The 16968-nt window shown below is 41.4% G+C and carries 14 protein-coding genes; 4 read left to right on the forward strand and 10 right to left on the reverse strand.

Annotated features, from left to right (window positions below; genetic code table 11):
- Positions 1–29 precede the first annotated feature (29 nt).
- On the forward strand, positions 30–809 hold the full coding sequence (locus tag HG267_RS21405; protein ID WP_045867898.1) for an SDR family NAD(P)-dependent oxidoreductase: 780 nt from the start codon (positions 30–32) through the stop codon (positions 807–809).
- A gap of 44 nt (positions 810–853) precedes the next feature.
- Here HG267_RS21405 and HG267_RS21410 read toward each other — a convergent pair whose 3' ends face one another.
- Complete coding sequence (locus HG267_RS21410; protein ID WP_052335044.1) at positions 854–1756, reverse strand: helix-turn-helix domain-containing protein; 903 nt, start codon at positions 1754–1756, stop codon at positions 854–856.
- Positions 1757–1896: 140 nt separating this feature from the next.
- On the opposite strand from HG267_RS21410, the gene HG267_RS21415 reads away from it, so the two are divergent.
- Both HG267_RS21415 and HG267_RS21420 read left to right on the forward strand, forming a co-directional pair.
- The gene (locus HG267_RS21415) at positions 1897–2400 is read left to right on the forward strand and encodes an MAPEG family protein (protein ID WP_045867899.1); all 504 of its coding nucleotides are present in this window, start codon (positions 1897–1899) and stop codon (positions 2398–2400) included.
- Positions 2401–2433: 33 nt separating this feature from the next.
- Positions 2434–3144 (forward strand): DUF4336 domain-containing protein, encoded by a 711-nt coding sequence (locus HG267_RS21420; RefSeq protein ID WP_045867900.1) that lies wholly within the window; start codon positions 2434–2436, stop codon positions 3142–3144.
- 310 nt (positions 3145–3454) lie between these two features.
- On the opposite strand, the gene HG267_RS21425 is transcribed toward HG267_RS21420, so the two are convergent.
- From HG267_RS21425 to HG267_RS21460, 8 genes are all read right to left on the reverse strand, one after another.
- Positions 3455–4234, reverse strand: a complete 780-nt coding sequence (locus tag HG267_RS21425; protein ID WP_045867901.1) for a photosystem II S4 domain protein — start codon at positions 4232–4234, stop codon at positions 3455–3457.
- A 55-nt stretch (positions 4235–4289) separates the two neighbouring features.
- A complete protein-coding gene (locus HG267_RS21430; RefSeq protein WP_045867902.1) occupies positions 4290–4847 on the reverse strand; it encodes a GNAT family N-acetyltransferase in 558 nt (185 codons plus the stop codon).
- On the reverse strand, positions 4848–5357 hold the full coding sequence (locus HG267_RS21435; RefSeq protein ID WP_045867903.1) for a hypothetical protein: 510 nt from the start codon (positions 5355–5357) through the stop codon (positions 4848–4850). It abuts the gene before it with no gap.
- A gap of 159 nt (positions 5358–5516) precedes the next feature.
- Complete coding sequence (locus tag HG267_RS21440; RefSeq protein ID WP_045867904.1) at positions 5517–5894, reverse strand: hypothetical protein; 378 nt, start codon at positions 5892–5894, stop codon at positions 5517–5519.
- A gap of 253 nt (positions 5895–6147) precedes the next feature.
- Positions 6148–8415, reverse strand: a complete 2268-nt coding sequence (locus HG267_RS21445; protein ID WP_045867905.1) for a TolC family protein — start codon at positions 8413–8415, stop codon at positions 6148–6150.
- A 103-nt stretch (positions 8416–8518) separates the two neighbouring features.
- Positions 8519–10081, reverse strand: coding sequence for a circadian clock protein KaiC (gene kaiC, locus HG267_RS21450; RefSeq protein ID WP_045867906.1), 1563 nt, complete (start codon positions 10079–10081; stop codon positions 8519–8521).
- A 284-nt stretch (positions 10082–10365) separates the two neighbouring features.
- Complete coding sequence (kaiB, locus tag HG267_RS21455; protein ID WP_045867907.1) at positions 10366–10680, reverse strand: circadian clock protein KaiB; 315 nt, start codon at positions 10678–10680, stop codon at positions 10366–10368.
- 107 nt (positions 10681–10787) lie between these two features.
- Positions 10788–11372: a KaiA family protein gene (locus HG267_RS21460; protein ID WP_071989335.1), complete on the reverse strand. Its 585-nt coding sequence runs from the start codon at positions 11370–11372 to the stop codon at positions 10788–10790.
- Between the two features lie 670 nt (positions 11373–12042).
- Here HG267_RS21460 and HG267_RS21465 point away from each other — a divergent pair.
- A complete protein-coding gene (locus HG267_RS21465) occupies positions 12043–15471 on the forward strand; it encodes an ATP-binding protein (protein WP_045867908.1) in 3429 nt (1142 codons plus the stop codon).
- A 182-nt stretch (positions 15472–15653) separates the two neighbouring features.
- On the opposite strand, the gene pdxA is transcribed toward HG267_RS21465, so the two are convergent.
- Positions 15654–16754, reverse strand: coding sequence for a 4-hydroxythreonine-4-phosphate dehydrogenase PdxA (gene pdxA, locus HG267_RS21470; RefSeq protein ID WP_045867909.1), 1101 nt, complete (start codon positions 16752–16754; stop codon positions 15654–15656).
- Positions 16755–16968 lie beyond the last annotated feature (214 nt).

Consider the following 16968-nt stretch of genomic DNA (forward strand, 5'->3'; position numbering starts at 1 on the left):
TTGATAGAATTTTCCGCAAAATATCTAGAATGTCAACTGCTTTAATTACAGGTGCCTCTAGTGGTATTGGTAGAGCCTTTGCCCAAGAACTAGCTGCACGTAATACAAATCTTGTTTTAGTGGCACGTTCAGCAGATAAACTACATCAGCTTACTGAAGAAATCCAAAAAAATTATCAAATTAAAGTTGAAGTTATAGTTAAAGACTTAACAGAACCTCATGCAGCTCAAGCAGTTTTTGAAGCCACACAAGCAAAGGGATTATCTATTGACTTATTAATTAATAATGCTGGGTTCGGTGATTATGGAGATTTTGCTAGTTCCGATGGGGAAAAGCAAGTCAAAATAGTGCAATTAAATATTCTATCTTTAGTAGATTTAACTCATAAATTTCTACCTTTGATGCGCCAACGTCAATCAGGCAGCATTATCAATGTATCTTCAATTACGGCATTTCAACCAATGCCCTATCTTTCGGTTTATGCTGCTAGCAAAGCTTTTATTCTCAGTTTTAGTCAAGCATTATGGGCAGAAAATCGCCCTTATGGTATTCGAGTTCTTGTGACTTGTCCGGGGCCAATAGAAACTAACTTTTTTGCTGAAGCTAATTTTCCGCCAACTTTAGCAGGAAATACAAATCAAATGTTTACTAGTGAAGAAGTGGTACAAGCTTCTTTAAAAGCTTTGGAAAATTGGCAACCAAGCGTTGTAATTGGTGATGTCAAAACTCAAGTTAGAACTACATTAGCTAGAGTAGTACCAAGAAAAATTCTGCTAAATATGTTGGCAAGAAGTTTTAAATCTTCATAGCAAAGGTTAGACATTGGCGGATAGAGAAAATTTTGGTGTATGGTCTAAACACCACTTATATCTTGCTGATAACGCTTGGGAGTTGTATGTAGCATTCGTTTAAACACAGATGTCATATGACTCTGGTTGCCAAATCCTGCTGCTACTGCTACCTGTGCTAGGGGCAGCTTTTGGGTGCGTAATAATTGTTCGGCAAATTCCAACCGACACCGGAGGATATATTGATAAGGAGACAGTCCAGTTGTAACTTGAAATGCGCGTGCAAAATGATAGGGACTAAATCCTATTGTGGCAGCAATTTGGTTCAGGCTCAGTTCTTGGGATAAATGCGCTCTAATGTATTCTAAGACAACCTTGAACGAGTTTGGCTCCAAAAATTCTGGAGGACGTTTAAACCGTCCAGAAAAGTTGGAACGGCGGTAAATGATCTGTGCCAAAACTGCCGTGGCGACTGATTCTAAGTAAAATGCACCACCAGTTTGTCCATTATCAAAAAACTCTTGTATAGCGATCGCAACACTCAAACCCCAATGAGTTTTAGGAATTTGCCCTGGCTGTAATTCAATTGTCTGTCCTTCGGCTTCAACTTGGACTATGCGCTCAAGAAAAGATTGGGAATATCCAAACACCACAAAACAAGCAGCATCTTCTACCGAACTATAAGTAGTACCATTCGGCACAATATCAAAACCTCCTGGTAGTGCTTGGTAAGGTTGTAGGCGATCGCTATTGAAGGCAGCAATTCCCTGCGTTTCCCCAAAACTTGTGACTACAAGGTTAAGTGGTGAACGAATATTGACTTCTAAATGTCCTGGGGGAATAATTGCTACCATCATCTCTGGTGTTTCTAGCCAGTGTCCCCACTGAGGTAGAGTTTCTAACGGGGGTTGATCCAGAGGGATTTTGCGTTCTGGGGGATTGAACAAAAACTCTTTGAGCAGATTCATCAGCACAGACAAGCAAGTATTAAATGTTTTAACCCTTATTGTCTCAAAAGCAGATTTCAAGATTCCGCAAGAATTGAAAAGACACTGACAATTGCAGCCGAGTATTTTCAAAATTAAGATTTTGCAACAAGTAATTGTCAATGATGGTTCTTATTCCTATTTCCACCTTCTTTATTGGCTGTCATGGGCTACTTGCCTTATTTTTGTCATATCTAGTGGCAATGGAACGCACTCGTACTCGGATTTGGCATGGTGCATCTCCAGGTGAGATCGCATCACAACCCAATTACTTAGATCGTCCTAATGCTTGGGCAAGGTTTGTGGAAAAAATCACACAACAGTTTATTGTCGCCAAAAATATGGATGATGGGGCTTTGCAGCGTACTATGCGAGCCTATGGTAACTTTACAGAATACGTACCCCTGAGTCTGATATTCCTGATTGCCCTAGAGTTAATGCAGGCGGAGAGGGTACTGTTGTGGATGCTAGGTACTCTGTTAATAGTTGCGCGGATTGCTCATGCTTGGGGATTAATACAGACTTATGGCCCATCACCAGGTAGAGCAATCGGTTTCTTTGGCACTTGGGTTGTTTATGTAGTCGGTAGTGTGGCTTGTCTTTACTACAGTGTGCAGAAATTTTGATAGTCCAGCGACAATCCTCACTCAAAAATTATCATGCTAAAAGCAATTGATACTGACATTTGGGTTGCGGAACAATCCCTAAAATATTTTGGCTTGGAAGTAGGAACGAGGATGACTGTGATTCGTCTGAGCAGCAATAAATTAATGGTGATATCACCAATTAAGATTGATCACTCAACTATCAATGATCTCAATCAATTGGGAGAAGTAATTTACATTGTTGTTCCTAACTTATATCATCATCTATTTGTTGCCGACTTTCAGCTTTACTACCCCCATGCAAAACTATTGGCAGTATCTGGACTGGGGAGCAAACGACCAGATCTGCAGATTGACAAAATTATTAGCAATCAAAGCATTTCTGTGATTGATGAAGTTGAGTATGTCTTAGTAGAAGGATTCAACACAGTTGATATCAATGGATATTCACCACTCAATGAATGCGTCTTTTTTCATGCCAGAAGCCAGACTTTGATTGTCACTGATATAGTTTTTCATTTTGATGAGCAATTTCCACTAAGGACAAAGTTAATAGCTAAAATGTTTGGCAATTACAAACAACTTCGTCCATCATTATTGGAGAAATTGGCAACTCAAGATAAAATCAAAGTCAAGCGTTCAATTCAACAGCTGCTCACTTGGGATTTTCAACGAATTATCATGGCGCATGGCAGCATAATTGAACAAAATGCTAAACCTCAGTTGAAAGCAGGTTATGAGTGGTTTTTAGAAATAACCTTGTAATATTCAACCCAAAACTGTGTTTGAGCAACTCAACTTAAAATCAAGCGATCGCTTCTTAGACATCAAAGCGATCAGCCCAATTGATTAATTCTAGTAGAAGCGGTTTCTAACCATCAATCTCACGTTAAATTGACATTAGAACATCGATTCCGTATTCAGAATCTAACCAAAAACCCGGTTTCTTAGATCTGAAATAAGGAATGTTTGGTTGTAGAAGACATTACAAGGTTTTTTAGTCTCGTGTTTTATTAATGAATCGGTGTTCTAGTGGGTTTCCCCGCCTTTTACAACAATCTATGGCTACAACTGTTTACATATACCTGGTTAATTGAACTCGGTAACGGTCTTTTTTAGTAATAGCAACTTCCCCAACTTCTAACCGTCCCTTACCGCGAATGGCGATTAAATCCCCTGTTTTGACTTGAGAACTAGCTTGAGATACTTCCTTCCAGTTAACGCGCACATCACCGGAATCGATTAAATCTACCATTTTGCTGCGCGACATCCCAAAACCAGCAGAGGCGATCGCATCTAATCTTAAAGATGCCTCGACAGTAGTCATTTCTTTTTTCTTAGGTTCTCTAACCTTTAATTCGCTAATCTCAATAGGTTGGGTTTTTACCGGAACCGATCGCACCTGCTTGAGATTCATCTCTAAAAATTCTGCTAACTCCGGTGCAACAATTGCTTGTGCGCCGCGTTCGCCCAAAACAATAATATCTCCTGTCTTTTCTCTGACAATGCCTGTCCCTAGCATTGCGCCTAAAAAGTCGCGATGTGTGGCAGTATCAAACAAAAAATTCCCAGCAATTTCTAATGCTGTTAAGGCTACTTGAGATGGATCTAAAGGTAATTCTGCACGGGCGATCGCAACTCTTTGGCGTTCGGCTTGGGGATATCCACCCCACGCCACCAACTGCACCTCTGTTAACCGACTAAATACGCGTTGAATTTCTGCTAATTCTGGGGGAGACAAAAAATCTGTCAGCACAACTTCCCAAGTTTTAATTGCTTGTTCCGCCTGATCGATTACACGCGCTACACTATCTCGATTTTCAACACTTTTTAAAAGTTCTTCTCTGGGCAACATTCTTAAAAATTAAGAGTTTTGAGCTAAAAGTCAAAAATCAAACAATCTTGACTCATTACTCCTGACTACTGTTTGATTCTAGCGTCATCTGCCATTTCAAGAGCGGTGCAGTTGGATAATCAGGCGAATCAAATGTTTCCAAATGCTCCATTCCCAGCTTTTCTAAAATTCGACAAGATGCCACAATATCTTGTGGAGCATGGGCATTAATTCGCTTCACTCCGGGTTGTGTAAAGGTAAAATTGACTAATGCTTTTACTGCTTCAAAGGTATATCCCTGACGACGATACTTTTCTAGCACCTCATAACCTAATTCCACAGTTCCTTGTGCATCAGGTTTACCAGCAAATCCCAAATCGCCTATCAAGGTAGAGTCACTAGTGTGAATCATCAGCCACACACCCCAACCTAACACAGATGGATCATCTCTCAGCATTTGAGCATAGGTAGGTAAGAAATCCAGTACATGAGAAGCATACCAATCATCGGGGAGCTTTACCTGTAAGAGCTTCTCAACTACGGATGTATTTTTTGCGATCGCGCCTTCTGCTACCTCCAAAGAACAAGGCAGTAACTCAAGGCGCGGTGTGGTAATTTGTAATCTCTGATGCATTCAATATCCGCTAGTTGTATCTGCGTAGCCCTGCATATTTTCTGGCTCAAACTGGCGTAAAATCCGGGTTGCTTGCTTGGTAAGCATTTCAGAACCTTGGACTACTACAAGATATTGACCTGCATCCAAGCGATTGCGGTAGGGTAAAGCATCTCCGCCACCTGTCATTAAACCGACTCCACCACCAACAAACACACTACCCATAGCACCACTAGCTGCACCTAGTAGTCCCCCGACGATGTGATTGCCAATTTCACCAGCCCACGCAAAGGTATCTAAACCAGTGATGTAGCTGAAGGTGAAGCCAGCAAAAAAGCCAAATGGTACTAGCCAGTATGACATTAGCTTTGCTTGCTTTTTGGCTTGTTCTTGAGGGTCAATTAAGCCGAACTCATCTGCACTTTTGTACCCTCTACCAAGGATAGTACTTTTGATGGCTTCTTTTTCTAAAGCTAAGTAAGCAGCTTCAGCTTGGATACGGTCTGCTAATACGGCAACAAGGTAATACATTGTTTCAAAAAGGTTGTCTTTGGAAAATTTGCCTTAATTAACAGCGTACCAGTGCAGGTCAGACAATTTTGGATTTTAGATTTTAGATTTTCGATTGGCCAATGAACAATAAACAATGGTAGCCCTAGCCAGTTAAATTTAATTGCGCCACCCTACCAATCATTTGAGCAAATCTAACGGTTCGCAAAAATTATTTACACCTTGTTTGATTACATATATTAAAACTGGTACTGCCAAAACTTTAGGAAATGTCGGCATTGTATAAAGATATGCCATCATCTCTTTAATTGAACCAGTCAACAATTCACCCCGATATTCTTGCTCACAAATTACAGCCCGCCACTTTCTTGCCAAAGCATCTAACCATTCAGAATTAGCCCTTTCTGGTTCCTGTCCTGCTTTAATGGCTAGGGTCATAGCAGCATCTTCCAAATCCCCCTCACAGTCCTCAATCAAGTCCAGTACTTCCATCGCCCTAGGATCATCTGTTAATTGAGAGCGAAACTGTGCAATTTCTTGTGATGTAACTGTAGTCATATGCGTATAGTCAGCCGAGTAATTAAATACTCAGCTATGTTATTCCAATTTTGATTGATTATTCATCGTTCGGCTTAGAGGGACTGGGGATTGGGGACTGGGGATTAGGGATTGGGGATTGGGGAACTCGGGGCCCCCTCTGGGGATAAGGGGTAATGGGGATTGGGGACTGGGGCTTGGGAGCAAGGGTGACCTTTGAGTAGAGACGCGATTAATCGCGTCTCTACAACCTTTGACCCTTGACCCTTCACCCCTACCGAAATGCTCTTAAAGTGACAGCGCGTTGTAACTGAGCTAAAGCACGGTTGTAGTCCAAAATTGCTGTGATCCGATTACCCTCGGCTCTGGTTAAATCGTTTTCTGAGTTAATCACATCAGTTTGAGTACCTACACCTGCTTGAAAACGCAAACGTGCTAGACGCAAAGCTTCTCTAGCCTGTTCTAGAGCCGTATTGGCAGTTTGAACGTTTTCTAAACTAGATTGCTGAGTAGAAAAGGCTTGTTCTACTTGGAAGCGGATTTGATTGCGCTGTTCCGCAAAATTTGTTTCCGCGATCGCAATATTCGCTCTAGCTTGTGCTGCTCTAGCTCTAGCTGCTCCACCATCAAATAAGTTGAGTGTCGCTCTGACCCCGACTGAATAACCATCGGCAACGCTGATATTATCGTTAAACTGATCGAACAACTGATAGCTAGCAATTAAACTTACCTGTGGCCCTAAAGCTGCTAATGCTTGCCGTCTTTGTTGTTCGTTGATGTTTCGTTGTGCCAATTGTTGTTGTAAATCTGGGCGGTTTTGCAAAGCGAGGATAATACTTTGTTCTAATGTCTGGTTCCAAAGGCCAGCTAATCTTACAGGATCTGCGGCTGTAATATTTACCAACTGTGGCAAACTCAACCGAGCCGCTAACTGACGACGGGCAATTTGCTGCAAGGAAATAGCATTAGTTAAATCCTGTTGTGAGTTCGCTAAATTTACCTGAGAACGCAGGACATCGAATCTCGTACCAACCCCAGCTCGCTCTAATGCTTCCGCATCCCGCAAACTTGCTTGGGCATTTGCTACCGCCGACTGAGCAATACGTACTTGTTCGTCACGTTGTTGCAGATTGTAATAATCTGTAGAGACAGTCAAGCGAATTTCTTCAGCCTGATTCTCTACAGCCAACTCATTAAAACGTACCTGTTCTTCAGCCGCGCGAATATTAGCTTGGCGGCTACCAGAAGTATAGATGTCATAACTGAGTTGTGCTTGACCATTAAAATTTGTTGTACTGGGTGCTGGGTCAATTTGTTCGCGGAATGCAGGTGGTAGTCCTTCTTGTCCCTGCTGTTGGACTTTGACATTGTAGGTCTCGGAAACAGTCCGCTGACGAGTCACATCAGCACTCACACCTACAGTGGGAAAAAGAGCAGCTTGCGCTTCACGTAGCGCGGCTCGACTACGCTCCAGTTCTAACTGCGACACCTGTAACTGCCGATTGCTACGCTTTGCTAACTCCAATGCTTGCGCCAAAGTAATCGGCTGATTTCCTTGAATGGTGACTTCTTCGGGTTTAGTAGGAAATTGCAACGGGTTGGGGTTAGGAGTTAAGTTTTCTGGAACCTGCACGGTACCACTGGGTGTCTGAGTCCCAGTTGCTGGCGCAGTTACAGGTACCGTAACCCCTGGTGTGGGAGTTCCTGTTGCTGGCACGGTGGGAATTTGTACAGCACTACCAGGTGTAGGATTCACTGTTGCTGGTGCGGTGGGAATTTGTACAGCACTACCAGGTGTAGGATTCACTGTTGCTGGTGTTTGAGCCAGCAGATCCTTAGCAGTTGTAGCGGTTTGACAGCTTCCAGATTTTAAAAGTAAATAGCCTGAAGAGGTTGAGTTGTTCCCCCCCTCTGAGCAATTGGGTATTGCCAACAACTTTGCCGAGCCGAGATTTGTAGTTGTAGGTGATAAAGCTGCCTGCAATTGAGCTTGAGGATTTTTCTTTGGGGTAATTACTGGTTGTGAAGCAGACAACAGTAAGTTTCTTTGCTCAATCAGCGACAGTTTTCTTCTAGAACTAGAAACGACTTTACGCTCTAATTTTTCTCCAGTGGTGGCTAAGTTATTTTGTATTTGGTTGCTTTCAGGAGATTTTTTTAAATCTGGTTGTTGGGAAATATATGAGGTAGATGTCAGATGGAAAAATCTACTTTGATTTTCTCTAAGTATTTGTGCTTTAAACGAACTATTATTGCCTATAGCGATCGCGGGTAAAGTGCGATCGCTTAAACGTTTCACATTCCGTAAATTCCAATTATTAGTAGGTACTAAGGTGGTAAACTTATTCCCCACCGGGTCATTTAATTGGAAATTCGTAGCATCTGCAACTAAAGTTTGACTATAGGTAGAAGTCACAACATTAGGAGAAGATGTCAGCTGTACCCGATCAACTTTCACAGTACCAGCCCAAGCAGGCTGACTTGTCAATACTGCTGCTGTTACACCAGGCAAAAAAGTATGGAATAATTGCTGTCCTTTCACCGCATCCCCTCACACAAAATCAATCTAGCGGCAGAAACCTTTTCTTCACCACAGAATATAGCACGTCACTAAATTGAGAAGAGAATATAGTACGATACCAAATTTAGGAATCGGAACTCTGTTTACCTTCAAAACTTTTGACTATGCGAGAAAGTTCCGCCTTTTCATCGATACTAACGCGGGTAGGAGCACCACTAACAATTCTTTCATAATTCCGGAAAGAATCTTTAATATCTGGGCCGGCAGCAGTTATATTGTACTCGCGGATACCTTTGTCATGCCAAGATCCCCGCATTTTGAATACATTAATTGCCCGGGACATTTCTCCACGAATTTCTACATACTGTAACATCAAAATTGTGTCAGTAATCGTGGAAATATGGGAATCTGTAATCGAATGCGATCCCATAAATTGGTCAGTTGTATTGGTAAAAAACCCTGTAATTTCTTCTTGTTTTGCGTAACCAGTAACACCAATGACAAACTGTCTAAAGGCATTATTGCTGACTCCTCTAGCTAAAGCCGAAAGAGAGTCAATGGCAATTCTCGCTGGCTTGAAAACTGCAATTTCTGATTTAATAATTTGCAGATGGTCTTCTAAGCCAGTTGATTCGGGATATGTACAGATGATTTTGAGTAAACCTTGTTTTTCTAATTCCTCAAAATCAATTCCCCAAGAGGAAGCATTCCGAGAAAGCTGGGCACGCGATTCCTCGTAAGCAAACAATATCGCCTGTTCCCCATTAAGACAGCCATCTTGAATAAATTTGCTGACTAATAATGTTTTACCAGTACCCGTGGCTCCTGTGGCTAAAATAATCGAATCTTTAAAGAAGCCACCACCACACATTTCATCCAAGGTTTTCACCCCAGAGGATACCCTTACATTAGAAGACCTTTGTGTCAAGCGCATTGCTCCCAATGGGAAAATATTCACTCCTTCATTGGTAATGGTAAAAGGATATTCACCTTTCATATGAGTTGTACCGCGCAATTTCAAAATTTCTATGGTGCGGCGGCGGCGTTCTCCTTCTAAAACGTTGCGAACTATGACAACGTTATCAGAAACAAACTCTTCCACTCCAAAAGAAGCGACTGGCCCATATTCTTCGCTGCGTTCAGTGGTAATCACAGTCGTGACACTCAGCTGTTTGAGACGGGCGACTAGACGAAATATCTCGCGTCGTACTACTCCCATTGCTTCATACTGCTGAAACACAGCTGTGATGGAGTCAATTGATACGCGTTTGGCTTTGTATTTGCGAATTGCATATTGCAACCGCTCAATCAAGGCTGAAAGGTCAAAGTTGCCTACAATATCTTGCCCTTCAGGATCAGGGGAAGCATCAAGAATAAATAATTTCCCCTCGTCTATTAAACGTTGCAAATTCCACCCAAAAATATGGGCATTTTTAATAATGTCACTAGGGGATTCTTCAAAGGTGACAAATACCCCAGGATCATCAAAGAATGTGATACCGTTATAGAGAAATTGTAGAGATAATAAAGTTTTACCGGTGCCAGAGGTGCCACTGACTAAGGTAGTTCTTCCAATAGGTAAACCACCATGACTAATATCGTCAAAGCCCTCTATCATTGTGCGGATTTTTTCTACACCCCCAATTAACGGTGTTACGCTTTGCTCTGGCTGGTCTTTTTCAATCATTGCTTGTTAAAAAAGGGGTATTCTACCCAGGTTTTATGTTACTAATGTTTGGAAGATGACATCAAAATTTTACGCTGAGAAGCTTAAATATTTTACTAAAGAAGCTGAAAGTGTAAAGGACAAATAATACAGAGGGTCTGAAGTTTCAAGATAAAGTCAAAACTGACTATAATACTTCACGACTGGGAGACGATAAAATCTGATTTTTTCAGATTCTTTAGTCATTAATCTCTGATGTTTGGGGGAAACAGATAATTTCATACTTGATAGTTCATAATTACCTTTTATTCTTCCCAGCCTTCTTCACTCAGTTCTTCATATAGTAAATCCAATCCAATCAATACTCTTTCTCTGTCTGAAAGGTCACCAATTATTTTCCGCACAGGTGGAGGTAAAATTTTAGATAATGTGGGTGTGGCTAATATTTTATCCTCTTCTGCTAGTTGGGGGCTTTTTAAAACATCAATGACTTTCAAAGCATAAACACCTTGAAATTCTTGCTCTAAAATATCTTTTAGTGTTTTTAATGCCCGTACTGAGTTAGGTGTGTTTCCAGCTACATAAAGCTTGAGAACATAGGTCTTTCGTGCTTTATTCATAATGAGGTACAGGCTAAACTTGAGGCTAAAAAGATGAAGATGTGTTCGCGCATTGATAGGCAGTCATAGCAGCTGCTTTTGACCAGCATAACTTCAATACATTTACTTTATTTATATATCGAACATCTATAAGTTTCACACAAGTGAGCCAGAATATCTATTAATGCCAGTCGATAATCAAGTAATGTTTCATCACTCCTTCCTTCTAATCTTAACTGTTTGGAGAATTCGTCAATTAACTCCATATGCATTTCTATGATTTGGGGCACAGGAATATTAGCACAAAATACTGCATTGATGAATTTATCAATCTTTTCTTTTAGAGTTTGTTCTGTGGTAAAGTAGTATATAAGTATTTCTCGGTAATCAGATTTTATCTCTCGCAACAACTGTTCTCGCTCGTGTGCATCCATCTGTTGAAACAAGTTCTGGTGTTTTTCCTTATAAGATGCAAATCCATAGGAATATTTTGCAAGCAAATTTTCATTATTGTTGGGTAGCAAGCCCTTTATTAAAAAATTTATATTAAAAGTATCAATTAAAGTAAAAGGTGAGATCAAAAACTTGTTATTTGTGATCGTATCAGGCAAGTTCCATATCCATCCAGCTGACCTTGGAGTAATAACTAAGGTTGATAGATAATATAAAGTTTTTTTAATATGCAGTGGGAGAATTATTATTGGTAATAACATTTGTGTTTGGTCTATACGTATCCTCAAGCGCCTTGAGCAATTTTAGCGAGATTATTCATCCTCGAAAATAGTTCTAGGCTCAATTTAGGTCTGAATTTAACTGATTAGTACCCATCCTGAGGAGAATTTGTGTCAGCCCAAGAGCGGGGCACTAAAAGGACTAATGCAGTTATTGAGCCGTAAGACTGAGTAACTTGTTGATGTTGTGTTTCTCAAAGAGGGCCTTGTTTAGTCGATGACGATCGTGATGTATATCTATCCAAATAAGGATCTTTTGTTTCGCTCCTTGATAAGATACTTAAACGAACTTAACGGATTGTCGCATTCTAAATCATTATAATTCCTCAAGGTTCTAAAGCGAATCTTTAGAGCCATAATTGTTTTAGCTAATTGCGATCTAGGAGGATTTTTAACACCAGTCATAATACTGGTTAGAATATTTGTCCGCAGAGAAATGCAAAAAAGGGAAATGCCACAGACATGAACATGAGTATACGTAAACAAGTGTCAGTCAGGGCAAAGCCCAGAGTTCAATGGCATTGAAATTTTCAACCAGAATTCTTTATTAGAGTCTTCTTTCAGAGATATTGCTTCAGGTCTGAGCGTCATCTGCCCCAAAGCTAATGGTAAGACCAGAGGCTTCCTCAGGAAGAACAACCACCGAAGCCGTATGTCAATGCTACAGTACCCGCTTTATGACTTTCTAGCAACCGTACCCATCTGCATAGAAACAAGTACTCTGGCAATGGTGCTGGAGATTTTTGAAAAAGAGCAGTGCGATCGCGTGGTAGTGGTAAATCAGCAGCAATGCCCAGTGGGATTGCTGCACTCTGCCAGATGTATTCAAAAACTGTTGGCAGCAGTGGGAGGCGATCGCCTCAATGTCCAACAACCAATTACAAATTTCGCTTTATCATTAATTGAACCAATACAAACCATACCAGCTGTTGAGCGCGTAGAGCAATTTGCCTTGTTTTTGCGCTATCAACAAACTCAAATTAATCACAATAATTTTAATTGGGCGCTCGTCGATCCTGATGGCAAATTTGTAGGTTTGCTAGATAGCTCGCGGCTATTGGCATTATTAGCGCGTCAGCAAGTGGCAATTTCTGAGTATGTAGAAGATGACACCAGAGAAGAGGTTGCCATTGTCACACAATCACCTCTACAGCTACCAAATCAACAGCAAACAGCAGTTTATCAGCCACTAGTGCAATTATTGGAACGATTGCCTTGGCCTTTGATGTTGCAAACTGGTACGGGAGAAGTAGTAACCCAAAATCCAGCGTGGTGGCAACAATTAGGGATATTGAAAGATCCAGAAGCAGTCAGGCGACAGGTGGAGAGGATACTCACCCCCAGCAGAGTTAAACAGCCAGAGTATGTCATCCCCCAAGTCAATCAGCGTTATCCTTGTGCAGGGGATCGTGCTTATAGTCAAGAAGAGCAAGCCATACCGATCCAATTGCAGGTGGATGACAATAGCTTATCTCTGAGAAGAGAAACCATCACACCAAAGCGCAAACTAGGATCTGAAGCTGCTACTCCTCACTTTTTGAGAGAAGGCTTGCCTGGCAACTTACCATCTAACTCATTATCGACAAACAACCTGCACGAGCAACAGAATTCTCCAGATGCATCATCCAGCCAATGCTTCTGGGACAGCCAAATGGGTACTTGCACCTGCATTGTTGAGGTGCAAAATGGTCAAGAGCGAGTATGGCAATTTGCCAAAATTCCTTTAGATACTCCAGAGTTAAAAGTTTTAAATTCTGATACAGAAATTACGCTGAGTAATCAAGATTTAAATATTAACACTGATGATTTGTGGTTAGTATTAGCTACTGACGTAACCGAGCAACAGCAGCTAAGTAAAGAATTAGCAGCTAAAAATGCCGATCTCATTCAATTAAATCGCTTAAAAGATGAGTTTTTAGCTTGTATTAGTCATGAATTAAAAACACCCCTAACGGCTGTTTTAGGGTTATCACGGTTGTTAGTAGATCAGCAATTAGGAGAATTAAACGAACGTCAAGCCCGTTATGCGGGACTAATTCATCAAAGCGGACGACATTTGATGAGTGTCGTCAATGATATTTTAGATTTAACCCGGATGGAAACAGGGCAGATGGATCTGACCCTAGCTCCAGTTAACATTCAGTCAGTTTGCGATCGCGCCCTATCCGAAGCCAAAGCCATCCAAAATCAAAGCAGTAAACCGAAAACTACTACCCCATCACCAGCTAACCGTTCCCGGGAACATCAATTGAGCATAGTCATTGAACCAGGTTTAGAACAGATGGTGGCAGATGAATTACGCCTACGGCAAATGTTGGTACACTTGCTTTCCAATGCCTTTAAATTTACTGAAGAATCTGGAGAAATTGGCTTGCGGGTGAGTCGTTGGGAAGGGTGGATCGCCTTTACAATCTGGGATACAGGCATCGGTATTCCCGAACACCAGCAACATTTAATCTTTCAAAAATTCCAACAACTGGAAAATCCCCTCACAAGGCAATTTGAAGGCACCGGTTTAGGATTAGTCTTAACTAGAGCCTTAGCCAGACTGCATGGTGGGGATGTGAGCTTCCTGTCGCGGGAAGGTAAAGGCAGCCAATTTACACTGCTTTTACCACCTAGTCCACCCAAAACAGGCTTTTCTGAACAAGAGGAGGAAAATATAGATTACACTGATACAGCCAATACCAGGACAATTGGCCGCACCACATCAGCACATCAGCTAGTCAACACAGCTACACCACAAGCAGCATCCTCGAAAAGGCTGGTATTAGTAGTTGAGGCAGTAGCCCGATATATTGAAGATTTAACAGACCAGCTCAAAGGTTTAGGTTACCGCGTAGTGATTGCGCGATCGGGAACAGAAGCAGTAGAAAAAGCCCGTCGCCTGCAACCAAAGGCTATATTCTTAAATCCGTTGCTACCACTTTTATCAGGTTGGGATGTACTCACCTTGCTCAAATCTGATACAGTAACTCGCCACATTCCTTTGATTGTGACAGCAACAGGAGCCGAAAAAGACCAAGCATTCGCTAACAGAGCCGATGGTTTTTTAAGCTTACCAGTGCAGCATCAAGCGTTGGTACCACTGTTAGAAACTCTCTGTGCGACACCAGCAAATTCGCAATCAGGGTTGGACAACAATGATGTGTCTGTCATCAAAACCCCCCTGCGAATTTTACGATTAGTCAATCCAGAATTGGAAACAATTAATCCCTACCCTTCATTGCGAGAACACCGAGTTATCGAAGTAGATGACTTAGATCAGGCAGAACTTTTAGCTAGAGTTTGGCAGTTTGATGTTGTGTTACTAGATGTAGAAACTCCTGTAGCACAAGCCTACCTCCAACAACTCAGCCAGCATCCACGATTAGCGGCGTTACCATTGGTGACTTGCGATGTCGTGACTACCCTAGCCGCTTCCCAAATCCCTGGATTATCTGTGTTTCCTTGCTTAACCCCATTGGGCAAAGACAACAGCAATAGCAGTAGTAAAAATGATGCTTTATTGTCAGTGCTGCAAATTGCTTCTGGGATATGTTGTCCACCAAGTATTTTAGTGGTGGATACCACAATGCTGCGTGATTTACCTCAAGGAAGACGTAAGTCTGTGAGAGGGTATCGTGCCGAAAATAACTCTTCATTGAGTAATGAAAACGCTGAACGGGGATATGAGTGGTTCCAAGCTTTAATTCAATACTTGCAAACAGCTGGCTTAAAAGCCGCAATGAGTAGTGCTTGGGCAGAAGTGCTGCAACAAATTCGTCATCAAAGCGTTGATTTACTATTAATTTGCCTAGGAGAATCTGCTATACCTAAAGAAATGCTGAAAGCATTAAAAGCACTAGGAGATTTACCAATTAATTTGCCCCCCATTTTAATACTCGATCGGCAATTAAATTCGTCCAGAACTAAAGTCCAGGCAGGCAGCGAAAAATTGAGAAAGAATGCATTAGAAACTATAGAAACTGTAGGAAATACAATTTCTGCCCAAATTTTGCCGCGTTCAATATCAATGGAAGAATTATTAAATGAAGTCAATCAATCTTTAGCTATTGGTCGTAATCATGGGAAAGGATAATAATTAATTACTAATTCGTAATTCGTAATTCGTAATTCGTAATTAATAGTAGTTGAAAATGACAACAGAATAATAATTATTTAGAGAAAGATTGTACGTTAGCGATAGCTTGATAAATCATCTCTGATTTCCCCTGCTTGCCCAAAGTATATGCTGTTGCTGATTGAGGTTTTATGATTCTTTTACGGGTGAGTAAACTGTTTCGCAAGTCTTTGACTAACTAACTCTGCTGCTAACTCAATCGCTGCTTTCATACTTGTAGCATCAGCAATTCCCTTACCAGCAATATCAAAGGCTGTTCCATGATCGGGTGATGTTCTGACAAAAGGTAGACCTATTGTTGTATTAACTGCGCGGTCAAACGCCATTAGCTTGACAGGAATTAAGCCTTGGTCGTGGTAAAGTGCCAAGTAGCCATCAGCCGGATTTTGGTTTTGACTATTGCCATACCAAGCCTGACCAGGTTTAACCCACATCGTATCTGGTGGTATTGGCCCTTCTAACTGCAAATTTGGGCGATTTTGGCGTTCTTGTTCTAACCAAGGAATTAGCCAATCTATTTCTTCAGTTCCTAATTGTCCTTGTTCACCACTGTGGGGATTTAAACCCGCGATCGCAATTTTCCCGTTCTCTATACCAAAATCTTTCTCTAAACACTCCACCAGCAAATCTAATTTCTTGCTGAGTAACTGGGGTGTTAATGTATCTGCTACTTGACGTAAAGGTATATGTGTGGTAGCAAGCAAAGTGCGGATTGTCCAACCAGTATAAGGCGATCGCGCCACAAATAACATCCCAAAGCGCTCAACCCCAGATTTTTCGGCTAAGAGTTCTGTTTGCCCTGGATAATTGTAACCCGCAGCCTTCCAAGCTGATTTAGCGATCGGAGCAGTGACGATACCATCAAATTTACCAGCTAGGGTTTGGGCGATCGCATATTCCATATAGGCAAAACTAGCCGCACCACTGGCCTGGTTACCTCTTCCAATGAGAATTTCAGCCTGAATTTCCTGTGGTAATGGCACATCAATAACCGATAATTCGGCAGGATTTGCTAAAGGAACAAGATTATCAGTTAAACGCAACAATTTTGTGTGAGTCTTTACTAATAAATCTAAGCTACCTACAATCGTGACATTAAAGTTTTGGCGAATATCTTGATCAGCCAAAGCCTTCAAAATCACCTCTGGCCCAATTCCCGCCGGATCTCCCAATGTCAACGCCAAGCGTGGGCGATTTTCTAAAGATGAATTCCCCACCAGATTTTGATTAATTTGATACATATATTTAATTAATTTATAGTTCTTTCGATAAATACCAAGCGTATAACAATCTTGCCTCCCTCATCTCCCAACACGCTTCAGATAAGTATTTTGTATCTCCTCGTGATTTGGGAAAAGGGTAATAGGAAAAGGGGTAAGGGTAAATTCAATACTTACCCCTTTTCCCTTTCCCCCTTAACCGAACTGTATTGCCTCATCTCCCTCATCCCCTCTC

Origin of the sequence: Tolypothrix sp. PCC 7601 (genome assembly GCF_025677855.1) — a bacterium.
Classification (GTDB): domain Bacteria; phylum Cyanobacteriota; class Cyanobacteriia; order Cyanobacteriales; family Nostocaceae; genus Aulosira; species Aulosira diplosiphon.

What these genes read in the sequence shown, in the direction of transcription:
- HG267_RS21405 (WP_045867898.1), top strand. Translation starts at nt 30, where the DNA reads ATGTCAACTGCTTTAATTACAGGTGCCTCTAGTGGTATTGGTAGAGCC.
- HG267_RS21410 (WP_052335044.1), bottom strand. Translation starts at nt 1,756, where the DNA reads ATGAATCTGCTCAAAGAGTTTTTGTTCAATCCCCCAGAACGCAAAATC.
- HG267_RS21415 (WP_045867899.1), top strand. Translation starts at nt 1,897, where the DNA reads ATGATGGTTCTTATTCCTATTTCCACCTTCTTTATTGGCTGTCATGGG.
- HG267_RS21420 (WP_045867900.1), top strand. Translation starts at nt 2,434, where the DNA reads ATGCTAAAAGCAATTGATACTGACATTTGGGTTGCGGAACAATCCCTA.
- HG267_RS21425 (WP_045867901.1), bottom strand. Translation starts at nt 4,234, where the DNA reads ATGTTGCCCAGAGAAGAACTTTTAAAAAGTGTTGAAAATCGAGATAGT.
- HG267_RS21430 (WP_045867902.1), bottom strand. Translation starts at nt 4,847, where the DNA reads ATGCATCAGAGATTACAAATTACCACACCGCGCCTTGAGTTACTGCCT.
- HG267_RS21435 (WP_045867903.1), bottom strand. Translation starts at nt 5,357, where the DNA reads ATGTATTACCTTGTTGCCGTATTAGCAGACCGTATCCAAGCTGAAGCT.
- HG267_RS21440 (WP_045867904.1), bottom strand. Translation starts at nt 5,894, where the DNA reads ATGACTACAGTTACATCACAAGAAATTGCACAGTTTCGCTCTCAATTA.
- kaiC (WP_045867906.1), bottom strand. Translation starts at nt 10,081, where the DNA reads ATGATTGAAAAAGACCAGCCAGAGCAAAGCGTAACACCGTTAATTGGG.
- kaiB (WP_045867907.1), bottom strand. Translation starts at nt 10,680, where the DNA reads ATGAATAAAGCACGAAAGACCTATGTTCTCAAGCTTTATGTAGCTGGA.
- HG267_RS21460 (WP_071989335.1), bottom strand. Translation starts at nt 11,372, where the DNA reads ATGTTATTACCAATAATAATTCTCCCACTGCATATTAAAAAAACTTTA.
- HG267_RS21465 (WP_045867908.1), top strand. Translation starts at nt 12,043, where the DNA reads ATGTCAATGCTACAGTACCCGCTTTATGACTTTCTAGCAACCGTACCC.
- pdxA (WP_045867909.1), bottom strand. Translation starts at nt 16,754, where the DNA reads ATGTATCAAATTAATCAAAATCTGGTGGGGAATTCATCTTTAGAAAAT.